General features: G+C 64.7%; 18 protein-coding genes. 8 read left to right on the top strand and 10 right to left on the bottom strand.

The window, feature by feature from the left end; genetic code table 11:
- Nucleotides 1-121: 121 nt before the first annotated feature.
- Nucleotides 122-2,878: an aconitate hydratase AcnA gene (gene acnA / locus EGJ34_RS13645; RefSeq protein ID WP_125361014.1), complete on the bottom strand. Its 2,757-nt coding sequence runs from the start codon at nucleotides 2,876-2,878 to the stop codon at nucleotides 122-124.
- A 163-nt stretch (nucleotides 2,879-3,041) separates the two neighbouring features.
- Nucleotides 3,042-3,944 (bottom strand): LysR family transcriptional regulator, encoded by a 903-nt coding sequence (locus tag EGJ34_RS13640; protein ID WP_125361013.1) that lies wholly within the window; start codon nucleotides 3,942-3,944, stop codon nucleotides 3,042-3,044.
- 108 nt (nucleotides 3,945-4,052) lie between these two features.
- Between EGJ34_RS13640 and EGJ34_RS13635 the strand changes: the two genes are divergently transcribed.
- The 5 genes from EGJ34_RS13635 (at nucleotide 4,053) to EGJ34_RS13615 (ending at nucleotide 9,443) form a co-directional block, all read left to right on the top strand.
- On the top strand, nucleotides 4,053-5,159 hold the full coding sequence (locus tag EGJ34_RS13635; protein WP_125361017.1) for a 4-oxalomesaconate tautomerase: 1,107 nt from the start codon (nucleotides 4,053-4,055) through the stop codon (nucleotides 5,157-5,159).
- A gap of 92 nt (nucleotides 5,160-5,251) precedes the next feature.
- Nucleotides 5,252-6,304, top strand: coding sequence for an ABC transporter substrate-binding protein (locus tag EGJ34_RS13630; protein ID WP_125361012.1), 1,053 nt, complete (start codon nucleotides 5,252-5,254; stop codon nucleotides 6,302-6,304).
- Between the two features lie 13 nt (nucleotides 6,305-6,317).
- Nucleotides 6,318-7,151: an ABC transporter ATP-binding protein gene (locus EGJ34_RS13625; protein ID WP_125361011.1), complete on the top strand. Its 834-nt coding sequence runs from the start codon at nucleotides 6,318-6,320 to the stop codon at nucleotides 7,149-7,151.
- On the top strand, nucleotides 7,135-7,911 hold the full coding sequence (locus EGJ34_RS13620) for an ABC transporter permease (RefSeq protein WP_125361010.1): 777 nt from the start codon (nucleotides 7,135-7,137) through the stop codon (nucleotides 7,909-7,911). Before EGJ34_RS13625 ends, EGJ34_RS13620 begins: the two co-directional genes overlap by 17 nt.
- Before the next feature lie 104 nt (nucleotides 7,912-8,015).
- Nucleotides 8,016-9,443, top strand: coding sequence for a porin (locus tag EGJ34_RS13615; protein WP_125361009.1), 1,428 nt, complete (start codon nucleotides 8,016-8,018; stop codon nucleotides 9,441-9,443).
- Between the two features lie 58 nt (nucleotides 9,444-9,501).
- Here the strand turns inward: EGJ34_RS13615 and EGJ34_RS13610 are convergent, their stop codons facing one another.
- From EGJ34_RS13610 to bamE, 3 genes are all read right to left on the bottom strand, one after another.
- Nucleotides 9,502-10,713 carry a hypothetical protein gene (locus tag EGJ34_RS13610; RefSeq protein WP_125361008.1) on the bottom strand — a complete coding sequence of 404 codons (1,212 nt, stop codon included), beginning with the start codon at nucleotides 10,711-10,713 and terminating at the stop codon, nucleotides 9,502-9,504.
- 32 nt (nucleotides 10,714-10,745) lie between these two features.
- Nucleotides 10,746-11,711, bottom strand: a complete 966-nt coding sequence (locus tag EGJ34_RS13605; protein WP_125361007.1) for a hypothetical protein — start codon at nucleotides 11,709-11,711, stop codon at nucleotides 10,746-10,748.
- 172 nt (nucleotides 11,712-11,883) lie between these two features.
- Nucleotides 11,884-12,249 (bottom strand): outer membrane protein assembly factor BamE, encoded by a 366-nt coding sequence (bamE, locus tag EGJ34_RS13600; RefSeq protein WP_260476997.1) that lies wholly within the window; start codon nucleotides 12,247-12,249, stop codon nucleotides 11,884-11,886.
- A gap of 277 nt (nucleotides 12,250-12,526) precedes the next feature.
- Between bamE and EGJ34_RS13595 the strand changes: the two genes are divergently transcribed.
- Genes EGJ34_RS13595 through acnB form a run of 3 tightly spaced genes read left to right on the top strand, consistent with a single transcriptional unit; the run spans nucleotide 12,527 to nucleotide 15,800 of the window.
- A complete protein-coding gene (locus EGJ34_RS13595; RefSeq protein WP_125361006.1) occupies nucleotides 12,527-12,751 on the top strand; it encodes an AbrB/MazE/SpoVT family DNA-binding domain-containing protein in 225 nt (74 codons plus the stop codon).
- A gap of 6 nt (nucleotides 12,752-12,757) precedes the next feature.
- Nucleotides 12,758-13,156: a type II toxin-antitoxin system VapC family toxin gene (locus EGJ34_RS13590; RefSeq protein WP_125361015.1), complete on the top strand. Its 399-nt coding sequence runs from the start codon at nucleotides 12,758-12,760 to the stop codon at nucleotides 13,154-13,156.
- Nucleotides 13,157-13,208: 52 nt separating this feature from the next.
- Nucleotides 13,209-15,800, top strand: coding sequence for a bifunctional aconitate hydratase 2/2-methylisocitrate dehydratase (acnB, locus tag EGJ34_RS13585; RefSeq protein ID WP_125361005.1), 2,592 nt, complete (start codon nucleotides 13,209-13,211; stop codon nucleotides 15,798-15,800).
- A gap of 70 nt (nucleotides 15,801-15,870) precedes the next feature.
- Here the strand turns inward: acnB and EGJ34_RS13580 are convergent, their stop codons facing one another.
- The 5 genes from EGJ34_RS13580 to EGJ34_RS13560 all read right to left on the bottom strand — a co-directional run bounded on the left by EGJ34_RS13580 (nucleotide 15,871) and on the right by EGJ34_RS13560 (nucleotide 21,405).
- Nucleotides 15,871-16,092: a hypothetical protein gene (locus EGJ34_RS13580; protein ID WP_125361004.1), complete on the bottom strand. Its 222-nt coding sequence runs from the start codon at nucleotides 16,090-16,092 to the stop codon at nucleotides 15,871-15,873.
- 451 nt (nucleotides 16,093-16,543) lie between these two features.
- The gene (locus EGJ34_RS13575; RefSeq protein WP_125361003.1) at nucleotides 16,544-17,611 is read right to left on the bottom strand and encodes a chemotaxis response regulator protein-glutamate methylesterase; all 1,068 of its coding nucleotides are present in this window, start codon (nucleotides 17,609-17,611) and stop codon (nucleotides 16,544-16,546) included.
- The gene (cheD, locus tag EGJ34_RS13570) at nucleotides 17,608-18,204 is read right to left on the bottom strand and encodes a chemoreceptor glutamine deamidase CheD (protein WP_125361002.1); all 597 of its coding nucleotides are present in this window, start codon (nucleotides 18,202-18,204) and stop codon (nucleotides 17,608-17,610) included. Before cheD ends, EGJ34_RS13575 begins: the two co-directional genes overlap by 4 nt.
- Complete coding sequence (locus tag EGJ34_RS13565; RefSeq protein ID WP_125361001.1) at nucleotides 18,201-19,067, bottom strand: CheR family methyltransferase; 867 nt, start codon at nucleotides 19,065-19,067, stop codon at nucleotides 18,201-18,203. The genes cheD and EGJ34_RS13565 overlap by 4 nt, the downstream gene beginning before the upstream one ends.
- A gap of 76 nt (nucleotides 19,068-19,143) precedes the next feature.
- On the bottom strand, nucleotides 19,144-21,405 hold the full coding sequence (locus EGJ34_RS13560; protein WP_125361000.1) for a methyl-accepting chemotaxis protein: 2,262 nt from the start codon (nucleotides 21,403-21,405) through the stop codon (nucleotides 19,144-19,146).
- Between the last annotated feature and the right edge of the window lie 360 nt (nucleotides 21,406-21,765).

Raw genomic sequence — 21,765 nt, 5'->3', positions numbered from 1 at the left:
CCCCCTCTTTAACCTCTTTCCTTGGCGGCGCCGGGGTTTTTTTTTAAACCCCCCCGGGGGGGGGGCGGGCCGTGGGGGGGGGGGCGCGGCCAACGGCCCGGCGCTACCGGTCAGATCCCCGTTACCCCTTGCTGGCCAGCTGCCGCAGCACGTACTGCAGCAGGCCACCGTGCTTGAAGTACTCCACTTCCTTCGGCGTCAGCAGCATCACATGCGCCTTGAACGTCACCACGCTGCCATCGGCCTTGGTCGCGGTGACGGTCGCGGTCTTGCTGGCCCCGTCCTGCAGGCCGGTGATGTCGACCACCTCCGACCCGTCCAGGCCCAGGCTCTGCGCGTTTTCGCCGGCCTGGAACTGCAGTGGCAGCACGCCCATGCCGACCAGGTTGGAGCGATGGATGCGCTCGAAGCTCTCCGCCATCACCGCCTTCACGCCGAGCAGGTTGGTGCCCTTGGCCGCCCAGTCGCGCGACGAGCCGGTGCCGTACTCCTTGCCGGCAAACACCACCAGCGGGACGCCATCGGCCTTGTACTTCATGGCGGCGTCGTAGATCGCCAGCTTTTCCGGTTCGCCACCGGACTTGCCGTAGTAAAGGGTGTTACCGCCTTCCTCGCCGCCGAACATCAGGTTCTTGATGCGGATGTTGGCGAAGGTGCCACGCACCATCACATCGTCGTTACCGCGACGGCTGCCGTAACTGTTGAAGTCGGCCGGCTGCACGCCGCGCTCCTGCAGGAAGCGGCCTGCCGGCGAATCCTTCTTGATGTTGCCGGCCGGGGAGATGTGGTCGGTGGTGATCGAATCACCGAACAGGCCCATCACCCGCGCGCCGTGCACGTCGTCCACATGGCCGACCTGCATGGTCATGCCGTCGAAGTAGGGCGGGTTCTTGATGTAGGTGGAGGCACCGTCCCACTCGTACAGATTGCCTTCGGGCGACTGGATGGTGTTCCAGCGGGTGTCGCCCTTGAACACGTCCGCGTAGTTCTGCTTGAACATCTCCGGGCCGATGGTAGCGGCAATGACGTCGCCGATTTCCTTGTTGCTCGGCCAGATGTCGCGCAGGTAGACCGGCTGGCCATCGCTGCCGGTGCCCAGCGGTTCGGTGGTGAGGTCGATGTCGGTGGTGCCGGCAATCGCGTAGGCCACCACCAGCGGCGGGCTGGCCAGGTAGTTCATTTTCACTTCGGCGTGCACGCGCCCTTCGAAGTTGCGGTTGCCCGACAGCACCGAGGTGACCACCAGGTCGCCGGCGGCAATGCCCGCACTGACTTCGGTGGGCAGCGGGCCGGAGTTGCCGATGCAGGTGGTGCAGCCGTAGCCGACCACGTAGAAGCCGACCTTCTCCAGCTCGGTCAGCACACCGGCCTTTTCCAGATAATCGGTGACCACGCGCGAGCCTGGGCCGAGCGAGGTCTTCACCCAAGGCTTGCGGTCCAGGCCCTTGGCGGCGGCATTACGGGCCAGCAGGCCGGCACCGATCATCACCGCGGGATTGGAGGTGTTGGTGCACGACGTGATCGCGGCGATCACCACCGCGCCGTCCTTCAGGCGGAAGCGCTGGCCGTCCAGTTCCACATCCGAATAGCCTTTGGCGAGCTGTTCGTTTCCGACCGCTGCGCCACCGCCTTCGTTGACGAACTTGGAGACGTCCTCGTTGCGCTTGTCGCGGTTGGTGGTCAAGCCACCCAGGTTGTCGCGGTAGTTCTGCTTCACGTCCTGCAGCAGCACGCGGTCCTGCGGACGCTTCGGGCCGGCCAGCGACGGCTTCACTTCACCCATGTCCAGTTCCAGCGTGGCGCTGTAGCTGGCGTGCGGGCTGTTGGCGTCGTGCCACAGGCCCTGGGCCTTGGCATAGGCTTCCACCAGCGCGATCTGGTCTTCGCTGCGGCCAGACAGCCGCAGGTAGTTGAGCGATTCCTGGTCGATCGGGAAGATGCCGCAGGTGGCACCGTACTCGGGAGCCATGTTGCCGATGGTGGCGCGGTCGGCCAGCGGCAGGTGCTGCAGGCCTTCCCCGAAGAACTCGACGAACTTGCCGACCACGCCATGTTTGCGCAGCATCTGGGTGACGGTCAGCACCAGGTCGGTGGCGGTGGCACCTTCCGGCAGCCGGCCGGTCAGCTTGAAGCCGACCACCTGCGGAATCAGCATCGAAGACGGCTGGCCGAGCATGGCTGCTTCGGCTTCGATGCCACCGACGCCCCAGCCCAGCACGCCGATGCCGTTGATCATGGTGGTGTGGCTGTCGGTGCCGAACACGGTGTCCGGGTAGGCCACCGCCTTGCCGTCCTTGTCCGCGGTCATCACCACGCGGGCCAGGTTTTCCAGGTTCACCTGGTGGACGATGCCGGTGTTCGGCGGCACCACCTTGAAGTTGTCGAACGCCTTCTGGCCCCAGCGCAGGAAACCGTAGCGCTCCTGGTTGCGCTGGAATTCGATCTTGCCGTTGAGGTCCAGTGCGTCCGGCTTGCCGAACACGTCCACCTGCACCGAGTGGTCGATGACCAGTTCGGAGGGGATCTGCGGATTGATCTGTTCCGGGCGGCCGCCGAGCTTGACCACGGCGTCGCGCATTGCCGCCAGGTCGACCACGCAGGGCACGCCGGTGAAGTCCTGCAAAACCACGCGCGCCGGCATGAAGGCGATTTCGACGTCCGGTTCGGCCTTGGGGTCCCACCTGGCCACGGCCTCGATGTGGTCACGGCCCACGGTGGCACCACCGTCCTCGTGCCGGAGCAGGTTCTCCAGCAGGATCTTCATCGAATAGGGCAGGTGGGAGATGTCGAACTGCTGGCCGAGCTTGGGCAGGCTGAAGTAGTCGTAGGCCGCGCCGCCGACATCCAGCTGGCTGCGGGTGGAGAACGAATCGCTCATGCGGGGAAACTCCTCTTGCGGATGGCTTGCAGTGGCCCGCGGACGGACCTGCTTGCGGTGGCCGGCGGGGCCGCCGGCATGCGGCCAGTATGGCCGATGCCGGTGGGTCGGCGCGGTGGCCGGCTCAGAACGCAAGGTTATACATTCGTATGTAGTTTTCGTGTCACGGCTTGCCCCGCCACTGGCTCATCAGCATCTGCAGGAAACGCTCGGCACTGGGCGAAAGCAGGGCTCCGCGCCGGCGCACGATGCCGATGGTGCGCGAGACCACCGGGTTGCCGATCGGGCGGGTGACGAGAATGGGATGGTCGCCGTCCGGCGTGGCCATCCTGGGCAGCACCGACACGCCGATGCCCGCTTCCACCATGCCAAGCGAGGTGGAAAGGTGGGTCACTTCGTAATGCCAGCTCAGTTTGAGGTTCTCGCGCGCCAGCGCGCCGTCAAGCAGCGTGCGGTTGCCGCTGGTGCGGTGCACGGTGATCAGCTGGTGGCGGGCCAGGTCGGACCATTCCACCTTGCGCTTGCGCGCCAGCGGATGGTCGCGCCGGCAGGCCAGCACGAACGGGTCTTCTGCCAGCACATCAAAGTCCAGATTGGGATCGTTGGCTCCCATGAAATTGATGCCGAATTCCACTTCGCCACGCTCCACCGCCTGCAGGCCCTCGGTAGCGGGGATGTCGAGAATGCGGAAGCGCACGTTCGGGTGCGCGTCATGGAAGCGCGCCATCACGCTGGGCAGGAAGTAGAAGGCGGCCGTGGGGAGACAGGCGATGGTGACGGTTGCACCGCGCGTGTCGTCGTGTCCGCGCAGCGAGAACAACGACCCGTCGAACTCTTCAATCATGCGTCGGACGAGTGGCAGCAGGTTCTCGCCGACGGCAGTGGTGCTGACGCTGCGCGTGGTGCGCTCCAGCAGCGGTGAACCCACGGCCTGCTCCAGCTTCTGGATGCGCCGGCTCAGCGCAGGTTGTGAAACATGCAGGGTTTCAGCAGCGCGGTGGAAGCTGCGGGTTTCGGCCACCAGCAGAAAGGCGCGCAGGTCGAGGATTTCGCAATTGATGCTCATAGGGCATTAATCATCCAAAAATCAGCAATTCACAGATCAATCTTGGTCATGCCAGTATCGAATCACAGGGTGATATTCATCCGATTTAAGCATCAATCTACCACACGTATGTCCAACGATCTCACCTCCATTCCGTGCGTCCTGATGCGCGGCGGGACCTCAAAAGGGCCGTTCTTCCTGGCGTCCGACCTGCCGGCCGACACTGCCGCACGTGACCGGCTGCTGGTGGAGGTGATGGGCTCGGGGCACCCGCTGCAGATCGATGGCATCGGGGGTGGCAATGCCCTGACCAGCAAGGTGGCGATCATCGACAAAGCCAGCCGTCCGGACGCCGACGTGGACTACCTGTTCGCGCAGGTGAAAGTGGAGCAGCGGCTGGTGGATACCTCGCCAAACTGCGGCAACATGCTGGCTGCGGTGGGTCCGTACGCCATCGAACGCGGACTGGTGCAGGCGCATCATCCGCGCACCGAAGTGCGCATCCACAACGTCAACACCGGCAAGGTGATCGTGGCGACGGTGGAAACCCCAGGTGGCCAGGTGGTGTATCGCGGCGACACTTACATTGCCGGTGCACCCGGCGGTGCCGCGCCGGTGCAGCTCGCATTCCTCGATGCGGCAGGCGCGCGCACCGGAAAGCTGCTGCCCAGCGGGCATGCGATGGAACAGATCGATGGCGCCGATGTCAGCCTGATTGATTGCGCAATGCCGATGGTGCTCATCCGTGCCACCGACCTGGGCGTGCAGGGCGGCGAATCACCGGCTGAGCTCAATGCCAATCGTGGTTTGATGACGCGCATGGAAGCCATTCGCATCCAGGCGGGTGAGCGGATGGGCATCGCGGATGCGGGCAGCAAAGTGATTCCTAAACCTGTTCTGCTTTCTGCACCGCAACATGGTGGCAGCCTGCAGGTGCGTTATTTCATGCCGCATCAATGCCATACGGCGCTCGCCATCACCGGGGGCGTGGGTATTGCCACGGCCGCCGCCACACCGGGCACGTTGGCTAACACGTTTGTCGGGTGTGACGCACTGCCCACTTTGATTACTCTCGAACACCCGAGCGGTGCCCTGGACGTGGGCTTGAGTCGCAGCTCGGAAAACGCGCCGGTCGTGGCCAGCGTGGTCCGCACCGCCCGCCGCCTGTTTGAAGGCCGGGTGTTCGCCACCACGCCGATTGCCTCGCAGACCACGCAATGGACTTCAGCGGCATGACCTGACCCTGGTCGGGAGGCCGCGCCTTCGGCACGCCCTCCGACTTCCACCGAAACACCGTTACACGTAGCAGCACATCCTGGGAGGGATAGATGTACAAGCGATTTCTGATGACCGCGCTGGTCGCGGCAAGCCTGGCTGTTGCCGGCTGTGGCAACACCGGCTCCGACGGAGTCGCCAGCGGCGGCGACAATGCGCCCGTCTGCATCAGCGTGGGGTCGTACAACCTCAACAACCTGCCGTTCTTCATTGCCGATTCCAAGGGCTACTTCAAGGAAGTCGGCCTGGAGGTGAAGACCGAGAACTTCGCCCAGGGCGGTTCCAAGGTGCTGCAGGCGCTGGTGGCCAACTCCACTGACGTGGCGGTCGGCTTCTACGACCACACCATCCAGATGCAGGCCAAGCAGAAGGATGTCGTGGCCTTCGTGCTGCTGTCGCGCAACTCCGGCCTGGTGATGGCGGGTCGCGACAACGCGACCTTCGATCCGGCGCGTCCGGAAACGATCAAGGGCCAGAAAGTGGGGATCACCGCACCGGGGTCATCGTCGGACTTCTTCGTGCGCCACTTCCTGGCCCAGCATGACATCCCGGTCGACAGCATCTCGCTGATCGGCGTGGGTTCGGGTGCCGCCGCCGTGGCAGCGCTGGAGCAGGGCAAGATCGATCTGCTGGTGAACTATGACCCGGCGGCCACGCTGATCACCGAACGCAAGGTCGGCAAGATCATCATCGATGCACGCAGCGACGAAGGTGCCCGCCAGGTCTACGGCGGCCTCTACCCGACCTCGGTGATGTACGCCAACCAGAGCTTCCTGGACCAGCGTCCGGACGCCGCCGAGAAGATCGCCCGCGCTGAACAGAAGGCATTGAAGTTCATCGCCGACAACAGCGCCGAGGACATCGTGGCTGCGCTGCCGGACAGCTATGTCTCCGGTGACCGTGCCACCTACGCCCGGGCTGTCGAGAACGCACGCGCCATCTTCACCACGGACGGCCACTTCACCCCGGCCGACCTGGAGACGCCGCTGAAGGTACTGCGCGAGTTCAACAAGGACGTCGCCAACCACGACATCGACCTGTCCAAGACCTACACCAATGCCTTTGTCGAGCGCGCCAGCGGCTCGGCCCCGGCTGCCCAGAACTAAGCGGAGGTAACCCATGGCCCTCAATGCCACCGTGCGCAAGCTCAACGGCGCACCGCAGCTGGAGCCTGCACAGACCATGGTTGCGATCAACCAGGTCACCATGTCCTTCGGCGACTTCACTGCCGTTCGTGACGTCGACATCCAGGTAGGCAATGGCGAGTTCCTCGCCATTGTCGGCCCCACCGGCTGCGGCAAGAGCACCATTCTCAATTCGGTGGCGGGGCTGCTGAAGCCCTCCGCCGGCGAGGTCAGCATCGACGGGCGCGCCGTGAACGGCGTGCAGGAGTCGGTGGGCTACCTGTTCCAGCAGGACGCGTTGCTGCCGTGGAAGACGGCTTACCAGAACGTCGAACTGGGGCTGAAGTTCCGCGGGGTCAGCGATGCGGAGCGCAAGCAGAAGGTCACCTCTTGGCTGGCCAAGGTCGGGCTGACGGGTTTTGAACACCGTTACCCGCACCAGCTCTCCGGCGGCCAGCGCAAGCGCGTGCAGATGGCGCAGGCGCTGATCGTGGAGCCGAAGGTGATCCTGATGGACGAGCCGTTCTCCGCGCTGGACATCCACACCCGTCACCTGATGCAGAACGAACTGCTGCGTCTGTGGCAGGAGGACCGCCGCTCGGTGATCCTGATCACGCACGACCTGGAAGAAGCCATTGCGCTGGGTGACCGCGTGGTGGTCCTGTCCTCCGGTCCTGCCAGCCGGGTGGTGCGCAGCTTCGATGTCGACCTGGAACGTCCACGCAACGTGGCGGAAATCAAACTCGACGAACGTTTTACCGACCTGTACCGCGATATCTGGGCCTGCCTGCGCGGCGAAGTGGAGAAGAGCTATGCACGCCAGGACTGACAAATTCATCCAGCTCGCGCTGGTCATCCTCGTCTTCGGTGGTTGGGAAGGCGGCATCGCAATGGGGTGGATCGACCCGTTCTTCTTCCCGGCACCGACCGCCATTGCCAAGCAGTCGTGGACCTGGCTGTCGGACACCTCGTTCTACCAGCATGTCTACATCACCCTGACCGAAACCGCGCTGGGCTATCTGATTGGTACCGCGCTGGGTGTGGCCGGGGGTGTGTGGCTGGGACTGAGCCGTCGCTCGGCACGCATCCTGGATCCCTTCATCAAGGGCTTCAATGCAATTCCACGCGTGGTGCTGGCTCCGATCTTCGTGCTGTGGCTGGGCCTTGGCCTGTGGTCGAAGGTGGCACTGGCGGTGACGCTGGTGTTCTTCACCACCTTCTTCAACGCCATGCAGGGCGTGCGTGAAGTGAACCCGGTGGTGCTGGCCAATGCCCGCATTCTGGGTGCCAGCCGCAGCGACCTGCTGCGCCATGTGTACTTCCCGGCGGCAGCCAGCTGGATCCTGTCCTCGCTGCGCACCTCGGTCGGCTTTGCCGTGGTGGGTGCCATCATCGGCGAGTACCTGGGGGCATCGGCCGGCCTGGGTTACCTGATCGCGCAGGCCGAAGGCAACTTCAATGCCGTGGGGGTGTTCGCCGGCATCATCATCCTGGCCGCCTTCGTGCTGGTGATCGACTGGATGCTGGACATCGTCGAGAACCGGGTGATCACCTGGCGTCCGAACGCGCAGCAGGGCGCGACCAGCTGATCGCCTGACGTGACACCGGGGCCGCCCCGGTGTCACGTACATTTCCCCCGCATCATTGCAATGCACCCGCCAGGCCCAGCGCCGGCGGGTTGGAGAGAGAACCCATGAAGACGCATCCCGTGCTGCCCCGCGCAGCGCTGACGGTGGCGCTTGGCCTGTTGCTGGCCAGCGGCCATGCCGCCGCCCAGTCCACCCCGCCGGCTCCGCTGAGCCAGGCCGAACTCACCGCGCTCGTGCAGCAGCAGGCACAGCAGATCCAGCAGCTTCAGTCGCGGCTGGACGCGCTCGAAGGCAACGGTGCTACCGCTGCCGCACCGGTGGTTGCTCCGGCTCCGGAACTTGAAAGCCGAGTGGCCAAGCTCGAAACCCAGCAGTCCAAAGCCCCCAAGGTGTCCTTCAGCAAGGGTGCACCGGAGTTCACCAGCGCTGACGGCAACGTGACCTTCCGCCCGCGTGGCCGCCTTTTCGTGGACGGCTCCAGCACCGACGGTTCGTCGAGCAGCGACCGCAACATTTCCGGCACCGAGATCCGTTCGGTGCGCCTGGGTGCGGAAGGCCGCTATGGCATTCTGGGCTGGGCAGTGGAGGGCGACTTCGCCGACAACGAGGTGGCATGGAAATCGGTGTACGCCACCTTCGATCACAAGGTGTTTGGCCTGCCGGCTGACCTGACCGTGGGCAACCGCCTCAATGACCGTGGCATCGACGGTTCCAGCAGCACCTCCAACACGCCGTTCCCGGACCGCAACGTGGTGGGCACGCTGATGCTGCCGCAGCGTGGCCTGTTCGGCGTCGGCCTGACCGAGCGCGTGTATGGCAACGGCTGGCATGCCAGCCTCTCGGTGTCCGGCAACGACCTCAACAACGTAGGTGATAACAACGACAGCCAGACCTGGGCCACCCGCGTGCATTGGAACCCGGTAGCCAGCAAGGCGGCTACGGTGCATCTGGGCGCATGGGCGTTCCATGAGGAGATCGCCGCCGGCTCCACCGGCGTGCTGCGCAGTTCCGCCATTGCCGGGCACTTCAACGATCTGGTCAAGATCACCCCGGGCACCCTGGTCGGCACTGACCGCAGCACCGCCTACGGCGTAGAGGCGGCCGGCTTCTTCGGCCAGGGCTGGGCCACGGGTGAGTGGGGCACGCGCAACCTGCGCGGGGCCGATGCGAGCGGTCGCTACGATCTCGACCACGATGCCTGGGCGGTATCGGCCGGTTGGTTCCTGGGTGGGGCCAGCCCGTCGTACTCGGCCAAGGCCGGTACCTGGGGCAAGGTCAAAGTGGCCGACCCGGTCACCAGTGGCGGGCGCGGAGCCTGGGAACTGCGCGGCCGCTACGAAGACGTGGACTACGCCGAACTGCCCACCGGCGGCACCGGCCATGCCTGGACAGTGGGCGCGAACTGGTACCTAAACGACTACAGCCGGGTGATGTTCGACGTCATCCGCTGGGAGACCGACAACCCCAGCGGCGCGGTGCAGGGCAAGGACGAGGGAACGACCTTCAATACGCGGTTGCAGGTGGCATTCTGAGGTCCCCTCTGGGACTGGGGCAGCGGGGCCATACAGCGTGGCCCCGCATGTGCCGTGCCTACCGCAGCGTCAGGACGCGAGCCCGGTTCAATCCGTTGGGTCCCATCAGGCCGATCCGGTATTTGCCGGGCTTGGCCTGTGGGGAAACCTGCAGCACGTGCCTGTCCATCCTGACCCCCTCGATCGGGTCGATCATCGTGACCTCCCAGTCCAGCTCATCAAGAGGTAACGAAATGCCCTCCGCATCATGGAAGAGCGGAGCCGGCACGACGGGAATCTCGACCTGATCGGGAATCTCAACGCTCGCGTCAGGAAGAAACTCGAAATCGACGCTTGTGCAGACCATCGTCCTTGTGTCATGCAGGCGCATCGTCGTCGTGGCAACCGTGCGCCCGTCGAGCAGGGCAATCACACGAACCGACGCCGGCCATGGTCCCTGGTAGGTTCCGATGAACATGCGATCGACGGCGAGAGCCCAGCCGCCGTTTACCTTGGCGATCAGCAGCCCCGGATGCGTTCCCGGCCCGTCATTGAGCTCGTATCGGAAGCGCAGGTCGGCGTCCGGCGAGAGCGTGTGCAGGATCTGCACGGCACGCTCGGACGTGCTTCTGCAGGGTGGGTACATGTCCACCGGATTCAGCGCCAGCCCGATGTCCGGAGCAGGCTGTACGTCAAGCAGCACGGTTTCGTTGAATCCAGACGATTCCAGGAATTCCACGGACACGACACCAGGCGACGCTGCGGGGGTAATGCGGATCAGCGTGCCAGCAAGGATGATGCCTGGAGGCAGTTCCGGAATATTGATCGACCAGCGCATCTCGCCGGCGGGAACGAGAACCCCGGCAGCATCACGAAAGCGGGCTTGCGCGTCCACGAGTTGAACGAAACCGTCACCTGTATAGGCCGGGTTGGGAAGCAGTTCCGCTTCCATGCGATCGATGACAACGCTGCGGGTGTCATGCAGCAGCAGGCTGACTTCATCAACCACGCCATCCTGCTGCAGGGCGCGCAGAATCAGCCGTGCGGGCCATTGGCCGGTGTAGGTCAGAATGAACTCTGGACGTATCTGCAGGATTCCGCCAACCGTTCCTGCGTGCAGTGTGATGCCCTCATAACTTGCTTCTTCATCAGCGGCGACGCATTCAAAGGTGGCCGCCTGGTCCACGTTGAAGGTCACCACTGCCGGCGATGTCGACAGCAGTGGTGGATAGAGCTCGTCTGGCTCCGCTTGCAGGTTGATGGAGCGGGACACGGGCGCGTGGGATTTCACGGTGGAATCCTCCGGGAGGAACGTGCGTGGAGTCAGACGGGGGTGTGCAGTTGCAGCATTACGTGAGCCACCGTGCCATTGGCGTCCTCGACCTTGACGTAGTACGAGCCGGGTTGCGCGTCTTCGGATACGACGATCCTGTGGTCCTCAACCCAGATTCCGACCGGGCTGTCGCGCAATTCAACCGACCAGTCAAGTTCTTCCAGGGGAATCTTGATATCGAAAATATCGTGGAACTCGGGCAGGACGTACACGACCTCCCGCGCGCCGCTCCCGGCGGGAGGGACATGAAGACTTCGAGGACTCAATTTGGTAGTGGCCCGGTAGGCCAGCACCGTGCGGGTGTCGAACAGATTGAGGTCGGCCGCATCGGCAAGCGAGCCGTCGTGCCACAGCGCCCTTATTGTCATGCGTGCCGGCCAGTTGCCGGCGTACTTCTGCAGGAACTCCTGCTCGATGAACAGCATCGCGACGCGGGGCGCAGCGCGAAGCGTGACACCGGGAACCGGACCTTCGACATCGTTCAGCGACAAGTCGAGGCTGACGTCTGCAGCGGAATCCTTATCGATCATCACCACGTCGACTTCGCGCCGGTAGGGCGGGTACAGCCGGTTGGGGCGAAGGCGAAGGCCGATGTTGCCTGGCTGTGCGCCGGTCGGGTATGCGCCATCGTGCAGCGCAAGGGTGCAGGCGGGTGAAAGGCCAGCGTCTACCTGCGCAAGCACCTCCATCGTTGCGGGCCACGAGCCCTGGTAGCTGGCCCTGAACGCCGGAGAAAATGAGATTTTCCACTGCTGTGGACCGCTGCTTTCGATGGCGATGCCGGGGTGTCGGCCTTCCTGACCGTTGAGTCGATATGTCAGGTCGGGCAGGATTCCCGGCGCGAACCTACCCGATACGAGAACCTCCACGGGCGGGTGGGCGTGAGCGGGAAGGTAGGCGACAGGGTGACTGAGCGCAAGCCCGGACTGGGCTTGCGCTGAAGTTGACGTACTCATGCGTGATCTCCGGTGTTCCGGACATCGCCCCCGTCATGCTGGGTAGATCGTGCGGAGTCGGACAGTAAGCGGACGTGAAGATGGGCGTGTCAGACGCGTTCTGCAGCGGCTGGATATCAAAAAAAACGGGGTGCGTTGTGCACCCCGTCAGCGCTTCTGCGTTTGTTCTGGATCAGCCACCCATGAACGGGTTGCCGGTCTTGGCCGGGGCCGCGCCCTTGGACTTCACTTTGAGCTTGCCGTCCTTGCCGAACTCGAACACCGTCGATTCCTGCACGTTCTTGCCGAAGTGCTTGATGTGGGCGAAGTCGTAGTACCACACCTGGGTGTCGCCCAACTGCTCACGGCGGGTCGGGGCACCAAACGCTTCGCGGATCTGATCCTGGGTAGCCTTGCCGACTTCAATGGCATCGAGCTGCTTCTGGGTGATTTCAGTGCCGGTCTTCGCGCCGCCGAACGGATTGGCGTGTGCGGGGGCGACGGATAAGGCGAGCGGGGCGGCCAGAACGACGGCCAGGGCAAGAGCGGAAATACGCATCGTTGGGATGTCCTTCTCAAATTCGATGGGTGGCGTGAGCCGTGTAGTCGGGCAGGGCCCAACGGGGCCTCCTGCTCCGGCAGCGAGGCTGCGCGACCATAGTACTTATGAGGCGGTGAAATACTGCCAATTGCGTCAAACTACCGGTTGAATGGGTGACGCAGGTCTCTGAACAGCAGGAAACGGGGGCCAGTCTGGCTTCCGCCAAGCGGTCGGCGCAGTGGCGGTATGGGGACTGAAGTATGTATAATTCGTGCATACCGAAGAGGGCGTACCCATGGAAGCCACTGTCGCTGAACGCGGTCAGATCACGCTGCCCAAGGCCGTGCGCGACGCACTGGGCCTGAACAAGGGCACCCAGCTGAAGGTCGAGCTGGACGGCAGCCGCATCATCCTGCGCAAAAGTGTTGACGACGCCATATCGCGCGCGCGCGGAAAATTCGCCCTGGACGGCTTTGATTCGGCCCAGGCGGCCGTGCGCGCGGTCCGCGACGAGGACTGATCGATGATGATCGCCGTCGATTCACCGGTGCTGGTGGAACTGCTGAGCAACGGGCCGCAGGCCGACGCCGTGGAAGCCTGCCTGCGCCAGAGCCTGGTCAGCGGCAAGGTGGTGGTGTGCGGCGCAACCCTGGCCGAGGTATGTGCCAGCCTGCGTGGCGGAGCCGAGGTGCTGGAAGCGCTCGAGGAAATGGGTGTCCATTTCAACGCGCTGGAAGCCAAGTCCGCCCTGCGCGCCGGCGAGATGCACCGGCGCCACCGCCAGCGCGGCAGCACCCGCCGCAGCCTGGATGACTTCATGGTCGGGGCGCACGCACTGTTGCAGTGTGACGGCCTGATCACCTGGAACGACACGTTTTACCGCGACTACTTCAAGGGCCTGAAGCTGATCGTGCCGAACGCCTGAGCCCGCTGCATTCCTTTCACTGTTTCATTCAACGTATTACCCGGGAGTTGTCATGTTGGAAGCCTATCGCCACCACGTAGCCGAGCGCGCCGCGCTTGGCATCCCGCCGCTGCCGCTGACCGCCCAGCAGACGGCCGACGTCATTGAACTGCTGAAGAACCCGCCGGCGGGCGAGGCCGAGTTCCTGCTCGACCTGCTGACCCACCGCGTGCCGGCCGGCGTCGACGACGCGGCCAAGGTCAAGGCCTCGTACCTGGCCGCGATCGCGCTGGGCAGCGAGCAGAACCCGCTGATCAGCCGCGAGCGTGCCACCGAACTGCTGGGCACCATGCTGGGCGGCTACAACGTGGCCCCGCTGGTCCAGCTGCTGGACGATGCCGCCGTGGGCACCATCGCCGCTGACGGCCTGAAGAACACCCTGCTGGTGTTCGATGCCTTCCATGACGTGCAGGACAAGGCCAAGGCTGGCAACGCCAACGCCCGGTCCGTGCTGCAGAGCTGGGCCGATGCCGAATGGTTCACCAGCAAGCCGGAAGTGCCGCAGAGCATGACCATCACGGTGTTCAAGGTGCCGGGCGAAACCAACACCGACGACCTGTCGCCGGCCCCGGACGCCACCACCCGCCCCGACATTCCGATGCACGCCCTGGCGATGCTGAAGAACAAGCGCGACGACGCGCCGTTCACCCCGGAAGAAGACGGCAAGCGCGGTCCGATCCAGCAGATTCTGTCGCTGAAGGACAAGGGCCACCTGGTCGCCTACGTGGGCGACGTGGTCGGCACCGGTTCCTCGCGCAAGTCGGCGACCAACAGCGTGCTGTGGTGGACCGGCGATGACATTCCGTACATCCCGAACAAGCGCGCCGGTGGCGTCTGCCTGGGCGGCAAGATCGCGCCGATCTTCTACAACACCATGGAAGATGCCGGTGCGCTGCCGATCGAGCTGGACGTTTCGCAGATGAACCACGGCGACGTGGTCGAGCTGCGTCCGTACGAGGGCAAGGCGCTGAAGAACGGCGAAGTGATCGCCGAGTTCGAAGTGAAGTCCGAAGTGCTGTTCGACGAAGTGCGCGCCGGTGGCCGCATTCCGCTGATCGTCGGCCGTGGCCTGACCGGCAAGGCGCGTGAAGCGCTGGGCCTGGCTCCGACCGACCTGTTCCGCCTGCCGGTGCAGCCGGCCGACACCGGCAAGGGCTTCTCGCTGGCGCAGAAGATGGTCGGCCGCGCCTGCGGTCTGCCGGAAGGCCAGGGCATGCGCCCGGGCACCTACTGCGAACCGAAGATGACCTCGGTAGGCTCGCAGGACACCACCGGCCCGATGACCCGCGACGAGCTGAAGGACCTGGCCTGCCTGGGCTTCTCGGCCGACCTGGTGATGCAGTCGTTCTGCCACACCGCGGCCTACCCGAAGCCGGTGGACGTCAAGACCCACCACACCCTGCCGGAGTTCATCTCCACCCGTGGCGGCATCTCGCTGCGTCCGGGCGACGGCGTGATCCACAGCTGGCTCAACCGCATGCTGCTGCCCGACACCGTCGGCACCGGCGGCGACTCGCACACCCGTTTCCCGGTGGGCATTTCGTTCCCGGCCGGCTCGGGCCTGGTGGCCTTCGCCGCCGCGACCGGCGTGATGCCGCTGGACATGCCGGAATCGGTGCTGGTCCGCTTCAAGGGCCAGATGCAGCCGGGCGTGACCCTGCGTGACCTGGTCAACGCGATTCCGCTGTACGCGATCAAGGCCGGTCTGCTGACCGTGGCCAAGGCCGGCAAGAAGAACATCTTCTCGGGTCGCATCCTGGAAATCGAAGGTCTGCCGGAGCTGAAGGTCGAACAGGCGTTCGAGCTTTCCGACGCCTCGGCCGAGCGTTCGGCCGCCGGTTGCTCGGTGCGCCTGAACAAGGAACCGATCATCGAGTACCTGACCAGCAACATCACCCTGCTGAAGTGGATGATTGCCGAGGGTTACCAGGATCCGCGTTCGCTGCAGCGCCGTATTGAAAAGATGGAAGCCTGGCTGGCCAATCCGGAGCTGCTGGAGCCGGATGCCGACGCCGAGTACGCCGCGGTCATCGAGATCGACCTGGCGGACATCCACGAGCCGATCGTGGCCTGCCCGAACGATCCGGACGACGTGAAGACCCTGTCCGAAGTCGCCGGTGCCAAGATCGACGAAGTGTTCATCGGTTCGTGCATGACCAACATCGGTCACTTCCGTGCCGCTGCCAAGCTGCTGGAAGGCAAGCGCGACCTGCCGACCCGTCTGTGGGTGGCTCCGCCGACCAAGATGGATGCTTCCGAGCTGACCAAGGAAGGCGTGTACGGCACCTTCGGTGCGACCGGCGCGCGCATGGAAATGCCGGGCTGCTCGCTGTGCATGGGCAACCAGGCACAGATCCGCGAAGGCTCCACCGCGATGTCGACCTCGACCCGCAACTTCCCGAACCGTCTGGGCCGCAACACCAACGTGTACCTGGGTTCGGCCGAACTGGCCGCGATCTGCTCGCGTCTGGGTCGCATCCCGACCAAGGAAGAGTACATGGCCGACGTGGGCGTGATTGCTGCCAGCGGCAGCGAGATCTACCGCTACATGAACTTCGACCAGATCGAGGAGTACCAGGACGTGGCCAAGACGGTCGCCGCCTGATCGGTTGATGGTGTAAACGAAGACCCCCGGTGAGAACCGGGGGTTTTTGTTTGTGTTACCGGAGACGCGCCTACCACGGCCCCCATTCGGCGGTACCTTCCATGCGACGACCGTTGTAGTGAAGCACGCCTCGAGTGCCGACCACGTCCATCTCGAACCATGGCAGGTCGCCACGCGTTCTGGGACGGACGTACGCGCGCTGCTGCGCGCGGTTGAATTCGATGTAGTACGGTTGGCGTGGCATCCAGGGTTTGAAGTCGCTTGAGCTGACCTGGACATAGCCAGGATCCATCCGTCCCACCATTTCGAGTGAGAAATGAAAGCCCCCCTGGGAAGCATGGAAGCGGAACAAGTCCCCGGTTGCCGCCGCGGGCGAGGGCAGCGTGGAGATCAGAACCAGCAGTGTCAGTGTACGCACGAGGTTACGAACCGGCCTTTCCATGGCGCATTTCTCCGGGAAGATGGGTCGCAGTGAACCACACGGCGCGCACGGCCGCCGCGAACGGCGTCACAGCATCGGGTCCGCAGGCCGCAATGCATGCACAGAACGGCGCAATCGTCCTGCGCACGCATCAATTCGCGTAGACACCACGCCCTGCGTGGTGCCCGCGCGCAGCGCGGCGCAAGCGTCCGAAGCCGATGCCGGGCGGGGTTCAGGGCATCACCAACGTTTAGAGGCTAACGAAGCCGCGCTTCAGGCGTTCATGACGCCGGATCGAAGAGCAGCCACGCACGGCGTGGCTCTACGATCGCGCCAACGCCATCAACCGCTCGGCAATGCGCTCCAGTGGCAACTGCTCATCGGCCGCCCCCAGCTTGAACGCTGCACCGGGCATGCCCCAGACCACGCTGGTCGCTTCGTCCTGCACCAGGGTGGGGGCACCGGCGTTCTTCAGCTCCAGCAGGCCGCGCGCACCGTCGTCGCCCATGCCGGTCAGGATCGCGCCGATGGCATTGGCCCCGGCGCTTTCCGCCACGGAACGGAACAGCACGTCTACCGCCGGCTTGTGGCGGTTAACCGCCGGGCCGTCGTCAATGCGGCAGCGCCAGCGCGCACCATCGCGGATGATCCGCAGGTGCTTGCCACCGGGCGGCAGGTAGGCGTGGCCGGCGAGTACGGCCTCGCCATCGGTTGCTTCGCGCACGGACATGGCCGAATGCTTGTCCAGGCGTTCTGCGAAGGCGGTGCTGAAGGTGGCGGGCAGGTGCTGGGTCAGCACCACCGCCGGTGCGTCGGCAGGCATGCCTTCGAGCACGATGCGCAGCGCTTCGGTACCGCCGGCGGAGGCACCAATAGCGATCAGCCGGTCGGTGGTGCGGAACTGGATGGAGCGTGGCTTCGGTGCGGTGGCCGGGTCGAGACGCACCTGCGGTACCACCGGGCGCGACAGCGTGCGCACGCGCGAGCGGGCGGCGGTCTTGACCTTGGTGATGATTTCCTCGGCGTAGTCCTGCAACCCACGGGCGACGTCGAATTTCGGCTTGGACACGAAATCCACCGCGCCCAGCGACAATGCCTGCAGTGTGGTGTCGGCACCGCGCTCGGTCAGCGAGGAGATCATCACCACCGGCAGCGGGTGCAGGCGCATCAGGTTTTCCAGGAAGGCCAGACCGTCCATGCGTGGCATTTCCACGTCCAGGGTGATCACGTCCGGTGCGAGCCGTTTGATCTTCTCGCGCGCCAGCAGCGGATCGGCGGCGGTGCCGACAACCTCGATGCCGGGGTCGCTGGCCAGGATCTCGCTCAGCATCTGCCGGACGACGGCAGAGTCGTCGACGATCAATACGCGGCATGGGGCTCCGGTGATCATTCGAACAGCTCCACGCCACCGGTGACCGGGGCTTTGGACAGGCGTGCACGCACCGCCGATTCGGTCGCGGCCACTTCGGCTTCGTGCGCATGCGGCAGGCGCTGCACCACCACGCGGCCACTGTCGGCAAAGAACCACACCTTGCGCGGATGGATGCCACACAGATCTTCGGCGAGCACCGGGATGTGTTCCGCCTGCAGGTACTGGCGCACGAATTCCGCGTTACGGGTGCCGACCGGGTTGCTGGTGAAGCCCTTGAGCACGTTGGCCCCGCCGAACACCTTGGCCTCCAGGCGCTTGCGGTGTGCACCGCGTTTGAGCAGGTCGTTGATCAGCAGTTCCATGGCGTAGCTGCCGTAGCGTGCAGGCGCACCGTCGCCGACATTGCCTTCCGGCAGCAGGAAGTGGTTCATGCCGCCGACCTTCAGCACCGGGTCGCGCAGGCACGCGGCCACGCAGGAACCCAGAGTGGTGGTGAGCGCGGTGTCATCATCCACCACCAGATACTGGGTAGGCAGCAGTTTGGCGGCAGTCACCTTGAAGCGGCTGTCGAAGTAGCGCATCACCTCGTCGTTGCGCACGGCCTGGTTCATGCCGGTGCTCCCGGATTGCGCTTGTACAGGGTACGACCGCACGGCTGGATCAGATCGGCCGCATGCAGGTAGTTTTCCGAATGGCCGGTGTAGAGCAGGCCATCATCACCCATATGCTGGATCAGTCGGGAGAGGATGCCGCGCTGGGTGGGCTTGTCGAAATAGATCATCACGTTTCGGCAGAACAGCGCGTCATAGGGGCCGCCGACGTCGTAGCGGGGTGCCAGCAGGTTGAGCGGACGGAACTCGATCAGGTCGCGCAGGGCGGGAATGACCCGGCACTGGCCTTCGTTGGGGCCGCTTCCGCGCTGGAAGTAGCGCTTCTTGGTGGCCAGGTCCAGACCATTGACCCGGTCCAGTGCGTATACGCCACGGCTGGCGGTGGCCAGTACCTGGGTATCCACGTCGGTGGCCAGAATGCGCACCGGTGGCTTCAGCGTGCCGAACGCCTCGCAGGCGGTGATGGCCATGGAGTAGGGCTCTTCACCGGTGGAGGCGGCGCAGGACCACAGCTGCAGCGTGCCGTGACCGGCGCGCGCGCGCAGTTCCTCGTTGAGCTTCTCGAAGTGATGCGGCTCGCGGAAGAACGCGGTCAGGTTGGTGGTGAGGGCATTGGTGAATGCCTGCCATTCGTCACCACCGTGGGCTTCGAGCTGGTTGAGGTATTCCTCGAAGCTGCGCATGCCGAGCGCGCGCAGGCGGCGCGACAGGCGGCCGTAGACCATGTCGCGCTTGGCCGGGGCCAGCGAGATGCCAACACGCTGGTAAATCAGGTCGCAGATGCGGCGGAAGTCGCGGTCGCCGAAGTCGAATTCACGGCTGTTGGCGGATGCTGGAGCGGAAGGCGTGGTCACGGGCGACATCCATCGAAGGGGGACAACGGTAGAGCCGGGCTTGCCCGGCTGTACGTCCGATCAGCCGGGCAAGCCCGGCTCTACGTCAGAATTCCTGCCAGTCGCCTTCGTCTGCGCCGGTGGTGCGGGGCAGAGGCTTGGTGACGGCCTTCGGAACCGGCTTCAAACGTGGCGCGGCAGCGCTGACTGGTGCAATGCGCGCGGTGACTGCGCTGACCGCGGCGGCAACCTGGTTGTCGAGGCGGAAGATGGCCACGGCATCGGCCAGCTGGGTTGCCTGTTCTTCCATGGCACGCGCGGCGGCGGTGGCTTCTTCCACCAGCGCGGCGTTCTGCTGGGTGGTTTCGTCCATCTGCACCACGGTCTGGTTGACCTGCTCGATGCCGGCTGACTGTTCCTGCGAGGCGGCAGAGATCTCGGCCATGATGTCGGTGACGCGCTGCACCGAAGCGACGATCTCGCCCATGGTGCTGCCGGCCTTGTTCACCAGCGCCGAACCGTCGGCGACGCTGGCCACCGAGTCGTCGATCAGGCCCTTGATTTCCTTGGCGGCGGCGGCGGAGCGCTGGGCCAGGGTGCGCACTTCCGAGGCGACCACGGCGAAGCCGCGTCCCTGTTCGCCGGCACGTGCGGCTTCCACTGCGGCATTCAGCGCCAGGATGTTGGTCTGGAAAGCGATGCCATCGATCACCGAAATGATCTCGGCGATGCGCTTGGAGCTCGATTCGATCGCGCTCATGGTGGTGACCACCTGGCCGACCACTTCACCGCCCTGCGAGGCGACGGTGTGTGCACCGATGGCAAGCTGGTTGGCCTGGCGGGCATGCTCGGCGTTCTGGCGCACGGTGGAGGTGAGTTCCTCCATCGAAGCGGCGGTTTCTTCCAGGTTGGCGGCCTGCTGCTCGGTACGGCGCGACAGGTCGCTGTTGCCGGTGGAGATCTCGCTGGCGGCCAGGTTGATGCTGCTGGCCGAGGCCTGGATCTGGCCGACGATCTGGGTCAGCTGGGTGACCGTGGCGTTGGCGTCGTCACGCATGGTCGCGAACACGCCCTGGTAGTCGCCATGCATGCGCGCGGTGAGGTCGCCTTCGGCGATGGCCGAGAGCAGCTGTGACAGCTTGCCCAGATTGTCGTCGCTGACCTGCATCATCGCATTGAGGCTGGCGATCATCTGGCGGAAATCGTGATCAAAGCGGGCTTCATCTCCGCGCAGGCTGAAGTCGCCGGCGGCGGCGGCGCTGCCCAGTCGCTTGATTTCAGCGTTGATGCTGGACAGGTTCTGTTTGACGGTATCCACGGTGCTGCTGATCGCGGCCTTGTCGCCCGGATAACGCGGCGCATCCACGCTGAGGTCACCCACGGCGTAACGCTGGACCACGGCCAGCACGTCCTGCATGGTCTGCACGTGCGCGCCGACCAGCGCGTTGGTTTCATGCACCATCAGGCCGTACTCGCCCGGGAAGGCGGTTTCGTCCATGCGGTAGCGGGTCTGGCCGGCATCGTGCTGCGCCGCCATTTCGCGCTGCGCGCTGATCACCGCGTGCAGCTGCTGCTGCATGCGGCCCATGCTTTCCAGCAGGCGTCCAGGTTCGTCCTGGGCCTGCGCACCGATGCGACTGTCGAGCTTGCCGCTGGCGATGCTTTCGGCCACGCCGGTGGCCTGGCGCAGCGGACCGGTGATGCGGTTGCCGATGATCCAGCTCAGGGCCAGCACAATGATCACCAGTGCACCGCCGGTGGCTGTCATCACCGCGGTGAAGGCCAGCGCATCGTTCTGCACGTCGTCCATGTACACGCCGCTGGTGACGACCCACTGCCACGGCTTGTACATGGAGGCGTAGGTGGCCTTCGGAATCAGGCCTTCGGCACCCGGCTTGGTGGTGGAGTAGTAGGTGTAGCCGCTGCCGTTCTTGACCGCATCGTCCACCTGCAGCTGGTACAGCGCCACGCCATCGGCGGACTTGTAGTCCTTCACCATCTGGCCCACGCGCTTGGGCTGGAACGGGTGCACATGCAGCACGTAGTCGGTGGTGAGGATGTTGTAGTACGCGCTGCCGCCGTCGGCGCGCATCGCGTCGACCGCCTTCATGGCGTTTTCCTTGGCCGCCTCTTCGGTCAGCTCTCCCTTGTCAGCCAAGGACTTGTAGTGGTCCATGATGCCGAAGGTGATTTCCACCTGGGTCTTCAGGCTTTCCTTGCGGGTCTCATACAGGTCCAGGTACTGCTTGCGCGCGGCAATGACTGCCAGCGCGATCACGCCGATGGCGATCAGCGCGGTGAGCAGGTTGAGCTTGTTACGGACGGAGAGGTTGGAGAAGAACTGGTTCCAGCGGCTGAGCAAGGTCATGGGAGAGGATCTTTACAGTCGGGGGCATGCTGCGATGCCTGGTGTGGTGGCGATGGCCGTTGCGGGCCTACGTCGATGAACGTGCCGAGGCAAAGGAGATATCGGCCACCCCCGGTCTGAATTGAGACGTGGAAACTGAGTGTGTTCAGGTTTGAAAAGAAGAAGGCCCCGATGCGGGTGCATCGGGGCGTTGCTCCATTTCAGTTCTGCGTGGTTGCCACGCATGGCGTGGCACTACGCTGAGGTGATCGCGCGAGGCGCGATCAGAACTCTTGCCAGTCGCCTTCGGCCAGTTCGGCGGCGGCGACTGCGCGCGCCGGTGCCTTGCGGGTCGGAGCCGGGGCCGGGGTGGTAACGGCG

Origin of the sequence: Stenotrophomonas sp. 278 (genome assembly GCF_003935715.1) — a bacterium.
Lineage (GTDB): Bacteria > Pseudomonadota > Gammaproteobacteria > Xanthomonadales > Xanthomonadaceae > Stenotrophomonas > Stenotrophomonas maltophilia_AH.
This window is presented reverse-complemented; position numbering and strand designations above follow the sequence as displayed.

Coding starts and splice junctions, on each gene's coding strand:
- EGJ34_RS13615 (WP_125361009.1), top strand. CDS start 8,016: ATGAAGACGCATCCCGTGCTGCCCCGCGCAGCGCTGACGGTGGCGCTT.
- EGJ34_RS13620 (WP_125361010.1), top strand. CDS start 7,135: ATGCACGCCAGGACTGACAAATTCATCCAGCTCGCGCTGGTCATCCTC.
- EGJ34_RS13595 (WP_125361006.1), top strand. CDS start 12,527: ATGGAAGCCACTGTCGCTGAACGCGGTCAGATCACGCTGCCCAAGGCC.
- bamE (WP_260476997.1), bottom strand. CDS start 12,249: ATGCGTATTTCCGCTCTTGCCCTGGCCGTCGTTCTGGCCGCCCCGCTC.
- EGJ34_RS13625 (WP_125361011.1), top strand. CDS start 6,318: ATGGCCCTCAATGCCACCGTGCGCAAGCTCAACGGCGCACCGCAGCTG.
- acnB (WP_125361005.1), top strand. CDS start 13,209: ATGTTGGAAGCCTATCGCCACCACGTAGCCGAGCGCGCCGCGCTTGGC.
- EGJ34_RS13630 (WP_125361012.1), top strand. CDS start 5,252: ATGTACAAGCGATTTCTGATGACCGCGCTGGTCGCGGCAAGCCTGGCT.
- acnA (WP_125361014.1), bottom strand. CDS start 2,878: ATGAGCGATTCGTTCTCCACCCGCAGCCAGCTGGATGTCGGCGGCGCG.
- EGJ34_RS13580 (WP_125361004.1), bottom strand. CDS start 16,092: ATGGATCCTGGCTATGTCCAGGTCAGCTCAAGCGACTTCAAACCCTGG.
- EGJ34_RS13565 (WP_125361001.1), bottom strand. CDS start 19,067: ATGTCGCCCGTGACCACGCCTTCCGCTCCAGCATCCGCCAACAGCCGT.
- cheD (WP_125361002.1), bottom strand. CDS start 18,204: ATGAACCAGGCCGTGCGCAACGACGAGGTGATGCGCTACTTCGACAGC.
- EGJ34_RS13640 (WP_125361013.1), bottom strand. CDS start 3,944: ATGAGCATCAATTGCGAAATCCTCGACCTGCGCGCCTTTCTGCTGGTG.
- EGJ34_RS13560 (WP_125361000.1), bottom strand. CDS start 21,405: ATGACCTTGCTCAGCCGCTGGAACCAGTTCTTCTCCAACCTCTCCGTC.
- EGJ34_RS13605 (WP_125361007.1), bottom strand. CDS start 11,711: ATGAGTACGTCAACTTCAGCGCAAGCCCAGTCCGGGCTTGCGCTCAGT.
- EGJ34_RS13590 (WP_125361015.1), top strand. CDS start 12,758: ATGATCGCCGTCGATTCACCGGTGCTGGTGGAACTGCTGAGCAACGGG.
- EGJ34_RS13635 (WP_125361017.1), top strand. CDS start 4,053: ATGTCCAACGATCTCACCTCCATTCCGTGCGTCCTGATGCGCGGCGGG.
- EGJ34_RS13575 (WP_125361003.1), bottom strand. CDS start 17,611: ATGATCACCGGAGCCCCATGCCGCGTATTGATCGTCGACGACTCTGCC.